Genomic DNA, 17,318 nt, shown 5'->3' with positions numbered 1-17,318 from the left:
ATGGAGAAGATACCAAGTTTTACGATAGACCACGAGCAGCTGCTGCGTGGCATCTATGTAAGCCGCAAGGACCAGGTGGGCGGCGAGGTGGTCACCACCTTTGACATACGCATGAAGGAACCCAACCGCGAACCGGCTCTGCACGTGGGCGCCATCCACACGATAGAGCATCTGGCCGCCACCTATCTGCGCAACGATGAAGAATGGCGCGATCGCGTCATCTACTGGGGCCCTATGGGTTGTCTTACAGGGTGTTATCTGCTGTTGAGAGGCGACCTGAAGAGCAGCGATATCGTGGGGCTGATGAAGCGCACGTTTGAGTTTGTGGCCAACTTTGAAGGCGAGATACCCGGCGCTGCACCGAGAGACTGTGGCAACTGGCTGCTGCACGACCTGCCGATGGCCAAATGGGAGTCGCGCAAGTATGTGGATGAGGTGCTGACAGACATCAAGCCCGAAAACATGACATACCCTAACAAGTAAGTCGACAGAGACCGCTCCTGACGACCGCGACGCCAGCCGCGCCGTGGCAGGAGGCTGAGAGAGGGTCGGAAAAGAAATATCCGCAATGCCCAAAAGGGAGGCATTGCGGATATTATCGTATAGGGCGAGGCTGTAGAGACCTCGGGAGCGTCGAGTCAGCCCAAGTCGAGGTCTACCTCTACGGGGCAGTGGTCGCTACCCATAATCTGGGTGTGTATCTTGGCTTCTGCCACCTGGGGGGCGAGGCTCTCGGAGACGAGGAAGTAGTCGATGCGCCACCCGGTGTTCTTCTCACGGGCACGGAATCGGTAGGACCACCAGCTGTAGGTCACCTCGTCGGGATGCAGACGGCGGAAGGTGTCGACAAAGCCGCTGTCGAGCAGACGGGTCATGGCCTCGCGCTCCTCGTCGGTAAATCCGGCGTTGCGGCGGTTGGTCTTGGGATTTTTGAGGTCTATCTCCTCGTGGGCCACATTCATGTCGCCACAGACGACGACGGGCTTGTGGGCGTTGAGGCGGAGCAGATAGTCCTGGAAGTCGCGCTCCCACTGCATGCGGTAGTCCAGACGGCGCAGCTCGTCCTGTGAATTGGGCGTATAGACCGTGACGAGATAGAACTGGGGCATCTCGAGCGTGATGACGCGACCCTCGTGGTCGTGCTCGTCGATGCCTATGCCATAGGCGACGCTCAGCGGCTCGTGGCGGGTGTAGATGGCTGTGCCAGAGTAGCCCTTCTTGTCGGCATAGTTCCAGTAGGAGTGGTAGCCATCAAACTGGAGGTCGAGCTGGCCGGCCTGCATCTTGGTCTCCTGCAAGCAGAAGAAGTCGGCGTCCAACTCGCGGAAGATATCTTCAAAGCCCTTGCCCACACAGGCACGCAGGCCATTGACATTCCATGAGATAAGTCGTATCATAACGTAGTGTTTGAGGGTTAGAAACCGCGGCTCTCGCCACGGAGGAGGTTCATAAACTCTTCGCGGGTCTTGGCCTGGTTGAAGGCACCACTGAAGTCGCTCGTGGTGGTGATGGAGTTCTGCTTCTCGACGCCACGCATCTGCATGCACATGTGCTTGGCCTCGACCACGACCATCACGCCCAGCGGGTGTAGGGTCTCGTCGATGCACTCCTTAATCTGCTGGGTGAGCCGCTCCTGCACCTGCAGTCGGTGGGAGAAGATATCGACCACCCGGGCTATCTTGCTCAGTCCGGTAATGTAGCCATTGGGGATGTAGGCTACATGAGCCTTGCCGTAGAAGGGCAACATGTGGTGCTCGCACATAGAGAAAAAGTCGATATCCTTGACGATTACCATCTGGCTGTACTCTTCCTTGAAGAGGGCATCGGTCAGCACCTTCTTGGGGTCCTGCTGGTAACCTCGGGTGAGCACTTGCATGGCTTTGGCCACACGCATGGGAGTCTTCTGGAGTCCCTCGCGCTGTGGGTCTTCACCCAGAAGGGCAAGGATGTCATGATAATGGGAAGCCAGCTCGTCGAGCCCGGGCCGGTATTCTGGTTCTATTGTCATTGTAGTTGTCTGTTAGCAATCAGTATTGGACGGTGATTTTTCCCTTGACGATGGTGGCCGACTTGTAACCCATCTTCTTGAGTTGTCCGAGCATCCACGCCGCTTCCTCATAGTTGCGGTAGTTGCCCACACGGCAAATCCATCGGGGCGAATAGAAATGCACGTAGACGGGTTGGTTAGGGAATTTCATCTTTATGGCGTTGCGGACACGCTCAGCCGCGATGCGGTCTTGGCGGGTGTTACCTCCGGCGTAGGCCTGTACACGGTAACCGTTAATCTTGTAACCGTTGCGCATGACCTTCTTGCTCATATCCACGGCAGGTGTCTCTTCTTCGTTTTCGTTGTGATTGGCGGATGGGCTGTGGGGCGCATCCTTGTGGGGCTTGTCGCCGTGGGCAGCCACGGGCTTGTCGCCGGGCTTACGGGCGTCGGCAGATGTTGTGGGGTGATTGGTCTTGGTCTGAGTCTTGGCGTCGGCAGCTGGCGTCTGAACCTTGCCATTGACGAGCCTGTCTATCTCCTCACTCTGGGTCACGGTGACAGTACCTTTGCCCGCCTCGGTCTTGCGGATATGTTGCATGAAATTCTGCGCGCGGGCAGAAGTCAGCGAGCCGATGATGGCGACGAGAATGATGGCAAGTAATCTACTCATTTATCTAAGGATTAAGTAAAAGGGCATCGGGCTTCCCCCGACCCGTAGGTCATGAAGCCAGATGCCCTGTAATGGTTTAGCGATTATTTCTTCCAAGCGTCGATGATGCCCTTGAAGTCAGCAGCCTTCAGAGAAGCGCCACCGATAAGACCACCGTCGATGTCGGGCTTGGCGAAGAGCTCAGGAGCGTTGGAAGCCTTGCAGCTACCGCCGTAGAGGATTGATGTCTCGTCGGCAACTTCCTGACCGTACTTCTCGGCAACGATAGAACGGATGTAAGCCAGCATCTCCTGAGCCTGGTCAGAAGTAGCAGTCTTGCCGGTACCGATAGCCCAGATGGGTTCGTAAGCCAGGATGATGTTCTTCCACTCCTCAGCAGTGAGGTTGAATACAGAACCGTCGAGCTCGGCCTTTACAACCTCGTTCTGACGCTCTGCCTCGCGCTCCTCGAGAGTCTCACCGCAGCAGAAGATAACCTTCAGGCCGTTGGCGAGGGCGAGCTGTACCTTCTCCTTCAGCATCTCAGCGGTCTCGCCGTAATACTCGCGACGCTCTGAGTGGCCGAGGATAACATACTGAGCTCCGGTAGACTTAACCATAGCGGCAGAAACCTCACCGGTGTATGCACCCTTCTCCTTGTCGGCGCAGTTCTCAGCACCCAGACCCACTACGTTGGCGTCGAGCACCTGGGCTACGCTTGCCAAGTGGATGAAAGGAGTACAGATTACTACATCGCAGTTAGGCTTGTTCTGTACCAAAGCCTCGTTAATCTCCTTTGCGAGAGCTACGCCCTCCTGCAGGTTCAGATTCATCTTCCAGTTACCTGCTACAATTTTCTTTCTCATTTTCTTGTTGTTTTTATTGAAGTTAAAGTATCTCATTTTTGATTCCTTATTTCTCACCCAGCGGCTCCAGGCCCACAGCCTGTCGGCAATGACGAGCAGCACGAGGGGCAGGACAAACCAGGAGAGGATGGAGGCTATCTTGCGCGCCACGCTGACATCGTCCATCTGGCCTATCTCTATCTGGGCGAGCGGGCCGTTGAGTTCTTCCGACTTGGGCAGCCCGTTGTGGCTCCACTTGCGTATCACGGTGCCGTCCTTGATGAGCACCAGCCCCGGGTTGCTGCGTATGACGGTCTTCAGCGTGGTCTCGTCGCTCATGCAGAAGGGGTACTCGGCTCCGGTGATGTCGCGCCAGTGCTGTATGGCATCCTCGCCACTCGCCGTGAGGCAATAGAACGGCACTCCTTGCGCCTGACAGTACTCGTAGAGTTGGTCTATGTCGCCGAAATTGGTATCATCGGCACTCTCGAGATGGGGCGAGACGAGCAGGAAGGTATATCCCTTGTCGTCGAGTATCTGCTGGGTGATGTCGTCACCGGTAGCATTGTCGGTAATGGTAAAGTCGTGGATGGGAGGCACATAGCCTTCTTCCACCAGTTCACTCTTGCGTTCTACGAATGTCCATGTGGAGTCGGGATAGTTGTCGAGGGTAAACTCGCGATGCTCCCCGTTTTTCTCCATCACAAAGGTATTCTCGTAGCGGGGCATCTTGGCGCCCTCGGGTATCTCCATACCCTCGCGGATGTTGGCTCCCACATGATAGGGGCGGAAATCGAAGCGCGGCAGCAGGTACAGGCTGTAGATGCTGGTGGCTACGATATAGATGACGGTATAGTTGACGACTATCCACTGGTTGTTCTCCGACACGAAGCGGAACATACGCTCGCGGCAGCGGCACACCACTACGGCACAGGCCGTGAGCACCACGTTCTTGAGCAGTGTCTGCACATTGGTGAGGGTGATGGCGTCGCCGAAGCAGCCACAGTCGCTCACGGGGTTGGCTATCGCTATCCACACCGTGATGAGGGTCATCACCGCCATAAACGCCAGTATCACCCGGGTGGTAAACCGACGGCGTATGGCGAAGAGGATGAAGATGCCCAGCGCAAACTCGAGAGCTGCCAACGCCACCGACGAACCCAGCGTGAGCCAGTCGGGCACGTAGTCGCCAATCGAAAGCGCCGTAAGATAATCGCGTATCTTGTACTGGGTACCCAGAGGGTCGATGGCCTTGACATATCCCGAGAAGATGAATGTCACTGCCAGCACCGCACGGCAGATATTGGTCGCTATGGTCTTAAGCCTGTTCACTCTCTTTCAACTTGATGGCACCAAATACGGCATAGTTGATTACATCCATATAGTTGGCGTCTATGCCTTCAGACACGAGCACCTGGCCATGCAGGTCCTCGATTTCCTTGATACGTTCTATCTTGGTGAGAATAAGATCGGTATAACTGCTCACACGCATAGAACGCCACGCCTCATCGTAGTCGTGGTTCTTGCGTATCATGAGTTCCAGGGCTTCAGCGGCATAGTGGTCGTAGAGACCGAGAGCCTCGGCGGGGGTGATATCCACGCTGTCGGCAAAACCTCGCGCAAGCTGGATAAGCCCTATAATGCCATAATTGATAAGGGCGATAAACTCCGGACGGATGCCCTCGCCTACCAGCGACTCTTTCTTGATCTCGAGAGAGCGTATGCGCTTGGCCTTGATGTACAACTGGTCGGTAAGCGATGATGGACGCAATATGCGCCATGATGCTCCGTAGTCGTGGAGTTTCTTTTCAAAAAGCGAGCGACACTCGCTGACCGTATCCTTAAACTGGTCTTCTGTATTTACTGCCATATATATATAATAGGTAGTGCAAAGTTACTGATTTATCAAGAAACAGCAAAACTTTGCCGACACGATTTGCCGTGCCCGTATTATTTTTCCTGTTGGCGGCGGTGTATCACGCGCACCGTACCCACAAGCACATCATAGCGCACCTGCAGCGAGTCGCGGCGTATGCCAATGAAGTTGCGCTCGCGGATGGTCTTGGCAGCCTCCATCTCGGCGATGGTCGCCTGGAGAGCCGAGTCGGTGCGGGCGATGTCGGCCTGGGCGATGCGCAACGACGCATCCTGCCAGATGGGGAGCACACGGCGACGGGCCTCAACCTCCTTGGGATAGCGCTGGCGCAGCGAGGTGATAGAGTCAAGCACCGTCTGATACTTGCCATCGGCATAGAGCTGCTCTATCTGGGCCACAAGCGCTGCGGCATTGTCACTCTCTGTGGGGCCACACGACAGCAGCATCACAGCAGCTACTGCCGTCAAAAAGAATACCTTTGCTTTCATACATGCAAACTTACACAATTTTTCTGAGGTGGGGAAACAAATGGCATAAAAGTTTTCGGGCTGACTGCCAAACCAGACCTGGCTGCGCCCAGACCATTCTGCCGACCCGCACGGCCACACCTGCGCCTGCTTCACCCCACCCGGCACAGTCTGTGACCGCAACCAGGACGCCCACAAGCCGACGGGGGCGAGATTTTCAGCCATCCACTTGCGAGGACGGCTTAAAATGAGTAACTTTGCAGTAACCTATCGGCGACGCCAGGTAACGGCGCGCCTCAGCAGACATAGATTATGAGAAATTATACTGACGCTGAGCTGGCTCAGCTACTTGACAAGGATATATTCAAGACCATCGGCCGCGTAGCCGACCACCTGCACATGGAGTGCTATGTGGTGGGCGGATACGTGCGCGACCTGTTTCTGGAGCGGGCTTCCAATGACATCGACGTGGTGGTCGTGGGAAGCGGCATCCGTGTGGCCGAAGAACTCAAGGGCCAACTGGGACGCAAGGCGCATCTGTCGGTATTCCGCAACTTCGGCACCGCACAGGTGAAGTACCGCGACCTCGAGGTAGAATTTGTGGGTGCGCGCAAGGAAAGCTACAGCCACGACAGCCGCAAGCCTCATGTCGAGGACGGAACGCTGGAAGACGACCAGAACAGACGCGATTTCACCATCAACGCCCTTGCCATCTGCCTCAACCACGACCGCTTCGGCGAGCTCGTAGACCCCTTCGACGGCGTGTACGATATGGAGGACGGCATCATACGCACCCCGCTCGACCCCGACATCACCTTCTCTGACGACCCGTTGCGCATGCTGCGCTGCATCAGGTTTGCCACCCAGCTCAACTTCTACATCGAAGACGAGACCTTCGACGCCCTGGGCCGCAATGCCGAGCGCATCAAGATTATCAGTGGCGAGCGTGTCATGGAGGAGCTCAACAAGATTATGGCCACGCCCACCCCGAGCAAGGGATTTGTAGACCTGCACCGCTGCGGCCTGCTCCAGATACTCATGCCCGAACTTACCAATCTCGACATTGTGGAGACGCGCAACGGCAAGAAGCACAAGAACAATTTCTACCACACTCTCGAGGTTCTGGACAATGTGGCGCGCCACTCCGACAACATCTGGCTGCGCTGGGCAGCCCTGCTCCACGACATAGGCAAGACCAAGTCGAAGCGCTGGGACCCTCTGCAGGGATGGACATTCCACAACCACAACTTCATAGGCGCCAAGATGGTGCCCCCGCTCTTCCGCAGACTCAAACTGCCGATGGACGCCAAGATGAAGTATGTCCAGAAGATGGTGGACCTGCACATGCGCCCCATCGTGATAGCCGACGAAGAGGTGACCGACAGTGCCGTGAGACGACTCATCAATGATGCCGGCGACGACATCGACGACCTGATGATACTCTGCGAGGCCGACATCACCAGCAAGAACCATGAGCGCAAGCAGCGCTTCCTCGACAACTTCGCCGCCGTGCGCGTGAAGCTCGCCGACCTCAAAGAGCGCGACTACAAGCGCTTGCTGCAACCTGTCATCGACGGCAACGAGATTATGGAGATGTTTCATCTGCAGCCCAGCCGCGAGGTAGGAACCCTCAAGCAGGCGCTGAAAGACGCCGTGCTCGACAACCGCGTGCCCAACGAGCGCGAACCGCTCATGGCGCTACTCATGGAGAAGGCCCGCAGTATGGGCATCGTCTGACTGGGCCACGGCCCATATATAATAAGGTATAGGAGAACAACAATGCCTCTGCCCCCGTCGGAGCAGGGCTATAGAAAAGACAAGAGGAAACGGACTGCCGTTTCCTCTTGCTTGTTTATATGGGTGATGACAGATGCCGTCGGCACCTCACGCCCCTCACGCAGCCCAAGTCTGCCCGAGCCTCGCCCGAGACCGCTTAGCGCATATACCACACCCCATTGTGGTACACCATGGGCACCACAATCTCCTCGCGGGTGCTGTCGGCGAAGGTGAGCATCACAAAGGCGTTGCCCTGATGGCGCGCAGTGTCGACCAGAGCGCCTACGGCAGCGACGTCACAGATGCCGCCACGCTCCTTCTGCTGCTGGGCCACATACATACGGGCATTGGCGATGAGCTGTTCGCGATAGCTGTCGGGAATACTGTCGGGGCGGTAAGTGCCGTCGACAAAGTGGTCATACCGGCCATGGAGCAGATGGTCGTAATAGACCTTGGCGGTCTGCGCCACCACGTCGTCGGACTTGGGCTCAGGGCCACAAGCCACGAAGAGCACGGCCACTACAGCCGCGAGTGTGAATATCAGTTTGCGCACGTTGACGGTGATTGCATCTTCCCCCGACACAAGGCCGGGGGCAGACTTTGGTTATTATTTCTGGCGTATGAACACGTTGATGGGGCATCCGTGCATAGACCAGTTTTCGCGTATCTTGTTCTCGAGGAAGCGACGGTAAGGCTCCTTGATATACTGGGGCAGATTGGCATAGAACACAAACGAAGGGATTTGCGTGTTGGGCAACTGCGTACAGTACTTGATTTTGATATACTTGCCTTTGGTCGATGGGGGTGGCGTAGCCTCGATGATAGGCAGCATCACCTCGTTGAGCTTGGATGTTACGACATGGGCCTTGCGGTTCTGGTAGACCTCCTTGGCGGTCTCGAGCACGCGGAAGATGCGTTGCTTGGTAAGGGCAGAAGCAAAGATGATGGGGAAATCGACAAAGGGAGCCATACGGTTGCGTATGGCGTTGGTGAAGGTATCGATGACCTTCTGGTCCTTGTCGGCCACGAGGTCCCACTTGTTGACCACCACCACGAGCGACTTGTTGTTCTTCTGGATGAGCTGGAAGATGTTCATATCCTGCGCCTCGATGCCTCGGGTGGCGTCAATCATCAGGATGCAGACGTCGCTGTGCTCGATGGCACGGATGGAGCGCATCACGGAGTAGAACTCCAGGTCCTCAGACACCTTGTTCTTGCGGCGTATACCGGCGGTATCGACGAGATAGAAGTCAAAGCCGAACTTGTCAAACCGTGTGTAGATACTGTCACGGGTGGTGCCGGCAATCTCGGTGACGATGTTGCGGTCTTCGCCGATGAAGGCATTGATGATGCTGCTCTTGCCGGCATTGGGTCGGCCTACGACGGCAAAGCGGGGGATATCGTCTTCCACATCCTCCTTGGCCTCCAAGGGCAGACGGTCGAGGATGGTGTCGAGCAGGTCGCCCGTACCGCCACCAGTGGCGGCGCTGATGCAGAAGGGATCGCCCAGACCGAGGCTGTAGAACTCGGCAGCCTCATAGTATTCAGCACTGTTGTCTACCTTGTTGGCCACAAGGATTACGGGCAGCTTGGCACGGCGCAGGATGAGCGCCACATCCTCGTCCCAGTCGGTGAGACCGGTCTCGACATCTACCAGGAAGAGCACCAGGTCGGCCTCTTCGGTGGCGACGAGCACCTGCTTGCGGATAGCGTCCTCGAAGACGTCGTCAGAGTTGACTACCCATCCACCGGTATCGACTACCGAAAATTCTTTTCCATTCCATGAACATTTGCCATACTGGCGGTCACGCGTAGTACCAGCCGTGTCGCTCACTATGGCGTGCCGGCTCTGCGTGAGTCGGTTGAAGAGAGTAGATTTGCCCACATTGGGGCGACCTACGATAGCTACTAAATTTGCCATTTCTGTGTTTGTTTGTTTTGCTGAAGTTTAACATTCTCCGGCCCTCGCCCTTGGTCGGCGAGAGTACCCCCTACGTCTCATCAGGGGGGAGTGATATATTATTCGGGGTTATACCCGAAGTTGTTCAGTTCGCGCTGGGAGTTGCGCCAGTCCTTGTCGACCTTGACAAAGACCTCGAGGAAGATTTTCTTGTCGAAGAACTTCTCCAGGGCCTTGCGCGCCTCGCTGCTTACCTTCTTGAGCGCCACGCCCTGATGCCCGATTACGATGCCTTTCTGTGAGTCGCGCTCCACATAGATGACGGCATTGATATGTATATTGGTGTCGGTCTCCTTGAATCGCTCCACTGCGACCTCTACTGAGTAGGGTATCTCCTTGTCATAATACAGGAGAATCTTCTCGCGGATGATTTCGGAGACAAAGAAGCGGGCGGGCTTGTCGGTGAGCTGGTCTTTGCCGAAATAGGCGGGCGACTCGGGCAGCAGTTCCTTGATGCGCTTCATCAGCGGGGCGGTGCCAAACTTGTTTTTGGCCGACACGGGCAGTATCTCTGCATTGGGCAGCAGCGCGTGCCAGCGCTCCACGATGTCGCCGAGGGTCTTCTGGTCGCTCTGGTCTATCTTGTTGATGAGCAGCAGCACGGGTATGGTCATCTTGGCCACCTTGGCGAGGAAGTCGGCGTTCTTCTCGGGGTTTTCCACCACGTCGGTGACATAGAGCAGCACGTCGGCATCGGCAAGGGCCGACTCCGAGAAGGCCAGCATCATCTCCTGCATCTTGTAGTTGGGCTTGAGCACTCCGGGAGTGTCGGAGAAGACTATCTGGCAGTCGTCGTCGTTGACGATGCCCATGATGCGGTGACGGGTGGTCTGGGCCTTGAAGGTGGCGATGCTGATGCGCTCGCCTACGAGCTGGTTCATCAGCGTAGATTTACCCACGTTGGGGTTGCCTACGATATTTACAAATCCTGCTTTGTGCATAGTTACATCCAAAATAGACTGCAAAATTAACCATAAATCCTGAGATAGAGGCACTGAGAGGCAAAAAAGTAGTCTGCAAGGGGTCAAAAAAGTGCTTGCCGACGCCTTTGCCCCACCCCTCTGCGCGTCGGGCTCACCCATAGGCGGGCAGAGAAATATCGCCGCTATCGACAAAATAGTCGGGGAGATGCTTGGCAGAGAGGGAGAAAAGAGATAACTTTGCTTGCAGACAACAGAGTGATTATGCAACCTAAGATATGTTTTGTCACCACAGGCGACATACGCGTCAACGCCACCGCCAAGCGCGCGCTGGGCATGGCGCGTCCGCTCGATGGACTGGGATGGAAGGTGGCGGTAGTCCTGGAAGACACCGCCGAGAACCGCCACCGCGCGGCATTGGAGTGTGGTGACGCCACAGAACTGGTGTTCTTCCGCCAGCACTCGGCGACAGACGAGATAAGGACCAAGAGCGCCATCGTAGCCCGTCTGCATCCCGACGTGCTCTACATCAGCGCGCCGGTGGTGCGCAACATGGTAGCCGCGCCGCGAGGCTGCCGACGGGTGGTGGAGCACTCGGAGCTGGCGTCTCACAATGCCGACGTACACGGACTGATGTGGCTCAAGGTGATGGCTATGGAGCTGTGGTCGATAGTCCAGGCCGACGCGCTGGTCTGCGCCAGCCGCTATCTGATGGACATCTTCGGGCGCCGGGCGCACCGCATGCTGTGCCGCACGCCCCGGCTCTACCTGCCCTACGCCTACAACACCGCCGTGTGCCACCCCATGGTTATAGACCGCACCACGGTGGCCGACGGGCGCTATGCCGGGCGATGGATATGCTGCTACATGGGCAGCCTCACCGACAACTATGGCGCGCTGACCATGACCGACGCCATAGACCGTCTGCGCAGCAGCCACCCCGAGGTGCTGCTCATCCTCATGGGTCGCGGCGACGCCGAGGACGAGGTGCGCAGGAGAATACGGGAGCGGGGCATGGAGCGCCACATCATGCTCACGGGATACGTGAGCGAAGAGGAGATAGACTTCTACTTCTCGCTCGCCGACGCCTTCATCTCGCCGATGCACGACACGCCCCAAGACTGGGCGCGGTGTCCCAGCAAGCTCTATATGTATCTGCCCTACGACCGCCCCATCGTCACCTGCCGTGTGGGAGAGCCGCTCGCCACGCTGGGCGACAAGGGCGTATACTACCAGTCTGGCGACGACGACGACATGGCGCATCAGATAGGGAAGCTGATAGACTCTGGCGCGACCAGACTGGGCATCGACGCCAGCCGCCACACATGGCAGGCGCGCGCAGAGGTGTTTGACCGATGGATAAGAAAGGAGACAGGATTATGCGAATAGTGTTCTGGCAAAACTGTATAAGCCCCCACCAGATGCCGTTTATCACCAGGCTCGCCGACGACCCTCGCGTAGACGAGGTGGTGGTGGTGGCAGAGGTCGACGTGCCCCCCGAGCGCCGGCAGATGGGGTGGGACTCGCTCTACGACGCCAACAACCGCTCGTGCCGCATCTATCTGCATCCCGGCGACGACGACATACGCCGGCTGCTGGACCAGAGGGCGGCGGAGAGCTGGCATATATTCATGGGCATCAGAGCCTTCGGCTACGTGTTCCATTGCCTCCGGCTGAGCATGGACTACCCCGTGAGGCGCGCCATGATGTCTGAGCGCCCCAACACCTACGCCCTGGGACTGGCCAACGGCAAGCCGCTGTGGCTGCACCGCCTGCGCTTCATGCTGCGCGACAGGAGATACGCCGGGCATATAGAGCGCGTGTTTGCGATAGGCGCGATGGCGGCCGACTATTTCGGCTCGGCCAGCAAGCATTGGCAGGTGAGCCGGTTCGCCTACTGCACCGAGACGCCCGTCATCGCCACGCCCCCACCCCATGACCAGCGGCTGCGGCTGCTGTTTGCGGGCTCGCTGGAGTGGCACAAGGCTCCGCTCACGCTGCTCAAGAGTCTGCTGATGACCAGAGATGGCGACGCCGCAGTGGTTTTTCATCTCGACATCATAGGCAACGGCAGTCAGCGGCGCAGCTTGCAGCAGTTTATCGCTACCCACTGTCTCGCCAACCGCATCGACATGGTGGGCACGGTGGCCCACAACCGCATGGCAGAGTGGATGGGCAGGAGCGACGTGCTGGTGCTGCCGAGCGTCTACGACGGCTGGGGAGCGGTGGTCAACGAGGCGCTGCTTGCCGGCAGCTATGTCATCGTGAGCGATGCCTGTGGCGCTGCCGACCTGCTGGGCGACAGCAGGTTGGGCAGGGTCTTCCATGCCGGCGACGCCAAAGGACTGGCGCGCATCATCGCCGACTGCCACTGCCGCCTCAACAGCATACGCGCCGACCGTCAATGGCGCCGCCAATGGGCTATAGAGCACATCAGCGGCCCACGCATAGCCCGATACTTCATCGACTGTCTCTGCGGCGATGACATCGAGCCGTTATATTAACTCTTATCACACAAGCAACTGTATATCATGGACATCGAACAACTACGCGACTATTGTCTCTCGCTGCCTCTGGTGACCGAAGACATGCCCTTCGGCGACACCACGCTGGTTTTCCGCGTGAGGGGTAGGATATTTGCGCTCACCGACCTGGAGCGCCCCACGCTGGTGAGCCTCAAGTGCGACCCCGAACTGGCCATAGCCCTGCGCGAACGCCATGAGGGCATAGCCGGCGCCTACCACATGAACAAGAAGCACTGGAACCAGGTGGCGCTCGACGCCCTCCTCCCCGACACGATGATAGAGAGCATGGTGCGCCACAGCTACGGCGAAGTGGTCAAGAAGCTCACGCGCCGCGAGCGCACCGACTATCCCGAGCTGACGAGCATAGACACGAGGGTGGTCGATTAGACTAAGCCCAAAGCCACGCTGATAGCCCCCGCCTGCGCACCGACCATCACCGCCAGCGCACCGACCATCACCGCCAGCGCACTGGCCCTCACCGCCAGCGCACCAATCGTCCTCACCACCACACAGCTCGCAACCACCATACCACAGAATTTTCTACTCAGCGCACCGACCCTCCTCGCCAGCGCACCGACCCTCCCCGCCATAATTCTCAAAAGAGTAAAGTACATGACTGCCAACGCCGTCACCACCCTGACGAGCTCGTATCGGACGACGCGGATGCTCGTATCGGACGGAACGGATGCTCGTATCGGACGGTGCGGATGCTCGTGCCTTCCGACACGAGCCGCCAAAGGTGATCTCGGCGCTCGCCGGGATGGTCATAAATTCTGCAGAGATGGTCACGAGACTGACAAAGGTCATCTGGAGTATCGCAAAGACCATCGGCGTGCTACGCTGCGGCCATCCGCTTGGTTGTGAAGAGCTATGGGGAAAACAGGAAGAAGATGAGGGAACGGGTGCCGCCGACGGCGGCGCTTGGGAACGAAAAAAGCGTGTCGACATTGCCGGTTGGTTTTGTCTACACGCTTTTATGATTGACCACAAAAAGAGTGGTATGCTGTTTACTTCTTTGCTACATCCGAGCCGTTGTAAGCCCACTTGTAGTATGAGGCTCCATGAACGAAGCCGGCACCAAAGGCGGTGAACACAATCTTGTCGCCCTTCTTGAGCAGATGCTCATTGTCCCAAAGGGCCAATGGAATGGTGGCGGCACTGGTGTTGCCATAATGGTCGATATTGATCATCACGCGGTCGAGATTGAGCTCGGCACGCTTGGCTACAGCCTCGATGATACGGAGGTTGGCCTCGTGAGGTACAACCCAATCGACATCCTCGCCCTTGAGGTTGTTGCGCTTGAGTATCTCCAGCACGTCGTCGCTCATGTTGGTTACCGCATAGCGGAACACGGTGCGTCCCTCCTGATAGAGGTAGTGCAGACGATGATCGACGGTGAAATGAGATGCAGGGCAAACCGAACCACCTGCCTTCATGTGCAGGAAGGGAAGGCCCTTGCCATCAGTGCGCAGATAGGAGTTCTGCACACCCACACCTTCCTCTGTAGTAGCCTCGACCAGTACTGCGCCGGCACCATCGCCGAAGAGCACACATGTCTGGCGGTCAGTATAATCAATTAGTGAAGACATCTTGTCTGCACCGATGACGATTATCTTCTTGTAGCGACCACTCTGAATCATCGATGCAGCTACATCGAGCGAGTAGAGGAATCCGCAACAAGCAGCCTCAAAGTCGAAGGCGAAAGCGTTCTTCAGCCCCAACTTGCCTACCACAATCGACGCGGTAGAAGGGAACTTGTAGTCAGGAGTGGTGGTGGTAACGATAAGTGCGTCGATGGTATCAGGATCAACGCCTGTCTTGGCGATGAGCTGCTTGGCTGCCTTGCGGGCCAGATAGCTTGTACCAAGACCTTCCTCGGTGAGGATGCGGCGCTCCTTGATGCCAACGCGAGTCATTATCCATTCATCGCTGGTATCGACCATGCGCGACAACTCCTCATTGGTGAGGATATAGTCGGGCACGTAACCACCAATGCCTGTGATAATTGCGTTTATTTTCTCCATTATTCAGCTGCTTCCTTAACGACAGCTACTTTACCACGATAGTAACCGCAAGTACTGCAAACGGTATGATATACATAGTAAGCGCCACAGTTAGGACATACGGCGAGTGTAGGAGCTACTGCCTTGTCATGAGTTCTTCTCTTAAGTGTACGAGTCTTCGACTGTCTTCTTTTAGGATGTGCCATTGTTGTGTAATTTTTAATTTAATCTTTAATATTCAGTTGCCTAAGGGCCTCCCAACGAGGGTCTACGTTATGCTCTTCATCCTCTTCACCACTTCGGGAGGTGGAAAGTTCATCAAGAACCTTCATCATGGCAGGGTTGCATTTTCCAGGTGCATGCACATGCCTGATAGGGATATTCAGAACGATAAATTCGTAAACAAACCATGCGACATCGAGTATTCCTTCGTCCTCGTTGACAGTCACAAGGTCATCGTCTTCGGAGTATTCGTCCCCAAATTTGACTACGAGCCTCTCGTCACAGGCGACAGGCTGAAGCATGTCGTCGAGACACAGGTCGCAAGGTACTATAACCTGACCTTTTATATCAAACATCAACTCAAAGAAGCTCTCATTCCGGCTGATAGTCAATCGCAAATCAAGCTGACCACGCTTAATGTCCGGGGCCTCAATGGCCTCAAAAAAAGCGTCGTCAAGTTTGATGTCGACGGTGGTCAAACCTTCTTGCAAACCTTTCAAGTCGATTTTCAAAGGTGCCAAATTGTACATTTCGGCTGCAAAGTTACTAAAATTCAGATAAACAGCAAAGGAATTGTCAGTTTATTTTACGCTCCCATTCAGCACTTTAGCATATTCGGCGATGGTCGGCAGCCCGCCATACTATACCTTATTATATATAGGGGGCATGGTTCAGGTAAGGTAGCCCACGATGAGACTGCCATTGTAAATCCACAGCCAAAGGGCGAACATGATGGTGACAGCGCGCACCGCCACGCCCATGCGGCCGTGGGCAGAACGGAGCAGGTAGGCCATGGCGAGGGGGATGATGAAGGCCCACTGGGCGGTCATGATATACACCTCGTTGATGCCGAAGCCCAAGACGATATGGACAAACATGTCGAAGGCGAACCAGGAGAATGCCATCCAGAAGAAACGGCTGCGGCGCGACGCCCAGATGCCCGCTGCAAAGAGCAGGGCGACAAGAGCCTCGACGCAGTAGTAGCCCCAGTGATCGTAGGGGACTATCATAGGACGGTTGTCCTTGAGGATATCCTGGAGGAGGACATTGCGGTGGAGCTGGATGGACTCGCCAAAGAGGTTTTCGACAATGCTCGCCCAGCGGTCGGTACTGCGGTCGGTCCAGGCCATAAATCCCTTCTTGGACATGGGGTCGCCAATCTTGGGATTGGCATGGTTGCGGCGGTATTTCTCCTGAGCCAGACGGCGGAGTATCTTGTTGACTCCCTGCTGGATAAGTCGGGGGTCGTGGGTAGTGGCTGTGTCGGCATAAGCCCTATAGAGGCTGTCGCGGAACGCCTTGTCCTGTGCCTTGAGCTTGGCCTTGGCGGCTATCTCTAAAGGCTCTGCCCAAGTGTGGTGTTCCAACTTGGCGACGCCCCATATCAGCGCCGACGGCAGGGCTATGGCGAGCAGCATGTAGCGCCACCGGAAGAGACGGCGGCCGTTGACGAAGAGCGCCGAGAGAAAGACCTTGACGCCATTGTTGAGCGACACGCCCGCCATGAGGAAGAACATCACCACCGTCTGCCATATCTTCATCGCGGCGCCCGTCTGCAACTGTCGGCCAGCCACATAGAGCACCACCATCATCATGCAGAGGGTGAGGTTGAAATGGTCGGGCACCATCACGGTGAGCATGATATACGCCATCGAGTAGAAGAAGGCCATGAGGAGCCACGCATCGGAGCGGGTGAGCCCCACGATTTCGCGCATGATGCGGAAGAAGAACACGGTGCCGTAGAACCCGAAGAACACCTCGACCACTGCCACCACGATGACGGCACAGTTGACGCCCGTGAGCCAGATGAGGGCCTGGTTGATAAGGTATGGCACGTACATGAAGATGGCAAGCAGCGGGTGGCGTATGATATTATACTGCCAACCGCTCCACTCGGACACCACGGAGTAGCTCCACGCGTCGAAACCTGACATGTGGAACGTGTCGCGAGCCATGTCGTGATAGTTGACACCAAGGGCAGACAACTGCGGGAAATACTGGGCGACGACGAGGGCATTGAGCGTCGCTATCACCACGAAAGCCACCACGGCGACGAGCCGCTCGGTGGGTTTTATCTTGAACATT

The 17,318-nt window shown here is 56.7% G+C and carries 19 protein-coding genes; 5 read left to right on the top strand and 14 right to left on the bottom strand.

What is annotated here, in order from left to right; all coding sequences use genetic code 11:
* Positions 1 to 483, top strand: coding sequence for an S-ribosylhomocysteine lyase (locus CIK94_RS10160; RefSeq protein ID WP_094388597.1), 483 nt, complete (start codon positions 1 to 3; stop codon positions 481 to 483).
* A 155-nt stretch (positions 484 to 638) separates the two neighbouring features.
* Here the strand turns inward: CIK94_RS10160 and CIK94_RS10155 are convergent, their stop codons facing one another.
* The 6 genes from CIK94_RS10155 to CIK94_RS10130 form a co-directional block, all read right to left on the bottom strand.
* Positions 639 to 1,394, bottom strand: a complete 756-nt coding sequence (locus CIK94_RS10155) for an exodeoxyribonuclease III (RefSeq protein ID WP_094422981.1) — start codon at positions 1,392 to 1,394, stop codon at positions 639 to 641.
* Between the two features lie 20 nt (positions 1,395 to 1,414).
* Entirely contained in the window at positions 1,415 to 2,008 is a 594-nt protein-coding gene (gene folE / locus CIK94_RS10150; protein ID WP_094388596.1) for a GTP cyclohydrolase I FolE, read from the bottom strand.
* A 19-nt stretch (positions 2,009 to 2,027) separates the two neighbouring features.
* On the bottom strand, positions 2,028 to 2,660 hold the full coding sequence (locus tag CIK94_RS10145) for an SPOR domain-containing protein (RefSeq protein WP_022309796.1): 633 nt from the start codon (positions 2,658 to 2,660) through the stop codon (positions 2,028 to 2,030).
* 83 nt (positions 2,661 to 2,743) lie between these two features.
* Positions 2,744 to 4,816, bottom strand: coding sequence for a BT_3928 family protein (locus tag CIK94_RS10140; RefSeq protein WP_094422944.1), 2,073 nt, complete (start codon positions 4,814 to 4,816; stop codon positions 2,744 to 2,746).
* Positions 4,803 to 5,354 (bottom strand): DUF1599 domain-containing protein, encoded by a 552-nt coding sequence (locus CIK94_RS10135; protein ID WP_022309798.1) that lies wholly within the window; start codon positions 5,352 to 5,354, stop codon positions 4,803 to 4,805. Before CIK94_RS10135 ends, CIK94_RS10140 begins: the two co-directional genes overlap by 14 nt.
* A gap of 80 nt (positions 5,355 to 5,434) precedes the next feature.
* On the bottom strand, positions 5,435 to 5,848 hold the full coding sequence (locus CIK94_RS10130; protein ID WP_094422942.1) for a hypothetical protein: 414 nt from the start codon (positions 5,846 to 5,848) through the stop codon (positions 5,435 to 5,437).
* 291 nt (positions 5,849 to 6,139) lie between these two features.
* Here CIK94_RS10130 and CIK94_RS10125 point away from each other — a divergent pair, with 291 nt between their 5' ends.
* Complete coding sequence (locus CIK94_RS10125; RefSeq protein WP_094422940.1) at positions 6,140 to 7,564, top strand: CCA tRNA nucleotidyltransferase; 1,425 nt, start codon at positions 6,140 to 6,142, stop codon at positions 7,562 to 7,564.
* 196 nt (positions 7,565 to 7,760) lie between these two features.
* On the opposite strand, the gene CIK94_RS10120 is transcribed toward CIK94_RS10125, so the two are convergent.
* From CIK94_RS10120 to era, 3 genes are all read right to left on the bottom strand, one after another.
* Complete coding sequence (locus tag CIK94_RS10120) at positions 7,761 to 8,186, bottom strand: hypothetical protein (protein ID WP_254046195.1); 426 nt, start codon at positions 8,184 to 8,186, stop codon at positions 7,761 to 7,763.
* Positions 8,187 to 8,210: 24 nt separating this feature from the next.
* Complete coding sequence (gene der / locus CIK94_RS10115) at positions 8,211 to 9,524, bottom strand: ribosome biogenesis GTPase Der (protein ID WP_094422938.1); 1,314 nt, start codon at positions 9,522 to 9,524, stop codon at positions 8,211 to 8,213.
* 98 nt (positions 9,525 to 9,622) lie between these two features.
* A complete protein-coding gene (gene era / locus CIK94_RS10110; RefSeq protein WP_022309803.1) occupies positions 9,623 to 10,504 on the bottom strand; it encodes a GTPase Era in 882 nt (293 codons plus the stop codon).
* Between the two features lie 243 nt (positions 10,505 to 10,747).
* Between era and CIK94_RS10105 the strand changes: the two genes are divergently transcribed.
* The 3 genes from CIK94_RS10105 to CIK94_RS10095 are packed head-to-tail and all read left to right on the top strand — an operon-like array spanning position 10,748 to position 13,395.
* Positions 10,748 to 11,872 carry a glycosyltransferase family 4 protein gene (locus CIK94_RS10105; protein WP_144008370.1) on the top strand — a complete coding sequence of 375 codons (1,125 nt, stop codon included), beginning with the start codon at positions 10,748 to 10,750 and terminating at the stop codon, positions 11,870 to 11,872.
* A complete protein-coding gene (locus CIK94_RS10100) occupies positions 11,863 to 12,987 on the top strand; it encodes a glycosyltransferase family 4 protein (protein WP_158216557.1) in 1,125 nt (374 codons plus the stop codon). The genes CIK94_RS10105 and CIK94_RS10100 overlap by 10 nt, the downstream gene beginning before the upstream one ends.
* Positions 12,988 to 13,014: 27 nt before the next feature.
* Entirely contained in the window at positions 13,015 to 13,395 is a 381-nt protein-coding gene (locus CIK94_RS10095; protein WP_094384496.1) for an MmcQ/YjbR family DNA-binding protein, read from the top strand.
* Here CIK94_RS10095 and CIK94_RS10090 read toward each other — a convergent pair.
* The 5 genes from CIK94_RS10090 to CIK94_RS10070 all read right to left on the bottom strand — a co-directional run bounded on the left by CIK94_RS10090 (position 13,392) and on the right by CIK94_RS10070 (position 17,317).
* Positions 13,392 to 13,622 carry a hypothetical protein gene (locus CIK94_RS10090; RefSeq protein ID WP_094422932.1) on the bottom strand — a complete coding sequence of 77 codons (231 nt, stop codon included), beginning with the start codon at positions 13,620 to 13,622 and terminating at the stop codon, positions 13,392 to 13,394. The two genes, CIK94_RS10095 and CIK94_RS10090, sit on opposite strands and share 4 nt — an antisense overlap.
* A gap of 393 nt (positions 13,623 to 14,015) precedes the next feature.
* Complete coding sequence (locus tag CIK94_RS10085; protein WP_094384498.1) at positions 14,016 to 15,032, bottom strand: beta-ketoacyl-ACP synthase III; 1,017 nt, start codon at positions 15,030 to 15,032, stop codon at positions 14,016 to 14,018.
* Positions 15,032 to 15,217, bottom strand: coding sequence for a 50S ribosomal protein L32 (gene rpmF, locus CIK94_RS10080; RefSeq protein WP_094388589.1), 186 nt, complete (start codon positions 15,215 to 15,217; stop codon positions 15,032 to 15,034). Before rpmF ends, CIK94_RS10085 begins: the two co-directional genes overlap by 1 nt.
* 18 nt (positions 15,218 to 15,235) lie before the next feature.
* Positions 15,236 to 15,763 carry a DUF177 domain-containing protein gene (locus CIK94_RS10075; protein WP_094422930.1) on the bottom strand — a complete coding sequence of 176 codons (528 nt, stop codon included), beginning with the start codon at positions 15,761 to 15,763 and terminating at the stop codon, positions 15,236 to 15,238.
* A 141-nt stretch (positions 15,764 to 15,904) separates the two neighbouring features.
* On the bottom strand, positions 15,905 to 17,317 hold the full coding sequence (locus CIK94_RS10070) for a DUF6080 domain-containing protein (protein WP_094422928.1): 1,413 nt from the start codon (positions 17,315 to 17,317) through the stop codon (positions 15,905 to 15,907).
* Position 17,318: the final 1 nt, after the last annotated feature.

Origin of the sequence: Prevotella sp. P4-51 (assembly GCF_002251455.1) — a bacterium.
GTDB lineage: Bacteria > Bacteroidota > Bacteroidia > Bacteroidales > Bacteroidaceae > Prevotella.
This window is presented reverse-complemented; position numbering and strand designations above follow the sequence as displayed.

Excerpts from the sequence above, each read along its gene's own strand:
- CIK94_RS10160 (WP_094388597.1), top strand. The coding sequence starts at position 1 with ATGGAGAAGATACCAAGTTTTACGATAGACCACGAGCAGCTGCTGCGT.
- folE (WP_094388596.1), bottom strand. The coding sequence starts at position 2,008 with ATGACAATAGAACCAGAATACCGGCCCGGGCTCGACGAGCTGGCTTCC.
- CIK94_RS10145 (WP_022309796.1), bottom strand. The coding sequence starts at position 2,660 with ATGAGTAGATTACTTGCCATCATTCTCGTCGCCATCATCGGCTCGCTG.
- CIK94_RS10135 (WP_022309798.1), bottom strand. The coding sequence starts at position 5,354 with ATGGCAGTAAATACAGAAGACCAGTTTAAGGATACGGTCAGCGAGTGT.
- CIK94_RS10130 (WP_094422942.1), bottom strand. The coding sequence starts at position 5,848 with ATGAAAGCAAAGGTATTCTTTTTGACGGCAGTAGCTGCTGTGATGCTG.
- CIK94_RS10125 (WP_094422940.1), top strand. The coding sequence starts at position 6,140 with ATGAGAAATTATACTGACGCTGAGCTGGCTCAGCTACTTGACAAGGAT.
- der (WP_094422938.1), bottom strand. The coding sequence starts at position 9,524 with ATGGCAAATTTAGTAGCTATCGTAGGTCGCCCCAATGTGGGCAAATCT.
- era (WP_022309803.1), bottom strand. The coding sequence starts at position 10,504 with ATGCACAAAGCAGGATTTGTAAATATCGTAGGCAACCCCAACGTGGGT.
- CIK94_RS10105 (WP_144008370.1), top strand. The coding sequence starts at position 10,748 with ATGCAACCTAAGATATGTTTTGTCACCACAGGCGACATACGCGTCAAC.
- CIK94_RS10100 (WP_158216557.1), top strand. The coding sequence starts at position 11,863 with ATGCGAATAGTGTTCTGGCAAAACTGTATAAGCCCCCACCAGATGCCG.
- CIK94_RS10095 (WP_094384496.1), top strand. The coding sequence starts at position 13,015 with ATGGACATCGAACAACTACGCGACTATTGTCTCTCGCTGCCTCTGGTG.
- CIK94_RS10090 (WP_094422932.1), bottom strand. The coding sequence starts at position 13,622 with ATGTACTTTACTCTTTTGAGAATTATGGCGGGGAGGGTCGGTGCGCTG.
- CIK94_RS10085 (WP_094384498.1), bottom strand. The coding sequence starts at position 15,032 with ATGGAGAAAATAAACGCAATTATCACAGGCATTGGTGGTTACGTGCCC.
- rpmF (WP_094388589.1), bottom strand. The coding sequence starts at position 15,217 with ATGGCACATCCTAAAAGAAGACAGTCGAAGACTCGTACACTTAAGAGA.
- CIK94_RS10075 (WP_094422930.1), bottom strand. The coding sequence starts at position 15,763 with ATGTACAATTTGGCACCTTTGAAAATCGACTTGAAAGGTTTGCAAGAA.
- CIK94_RS10070 (WP_094422928.1), bottom strand. The coding sequence starts at position 17,317 with ATGTTCAAGATAAAACCCACCGAGCGGCTCGTCGCCGTGGTGGCTTTC.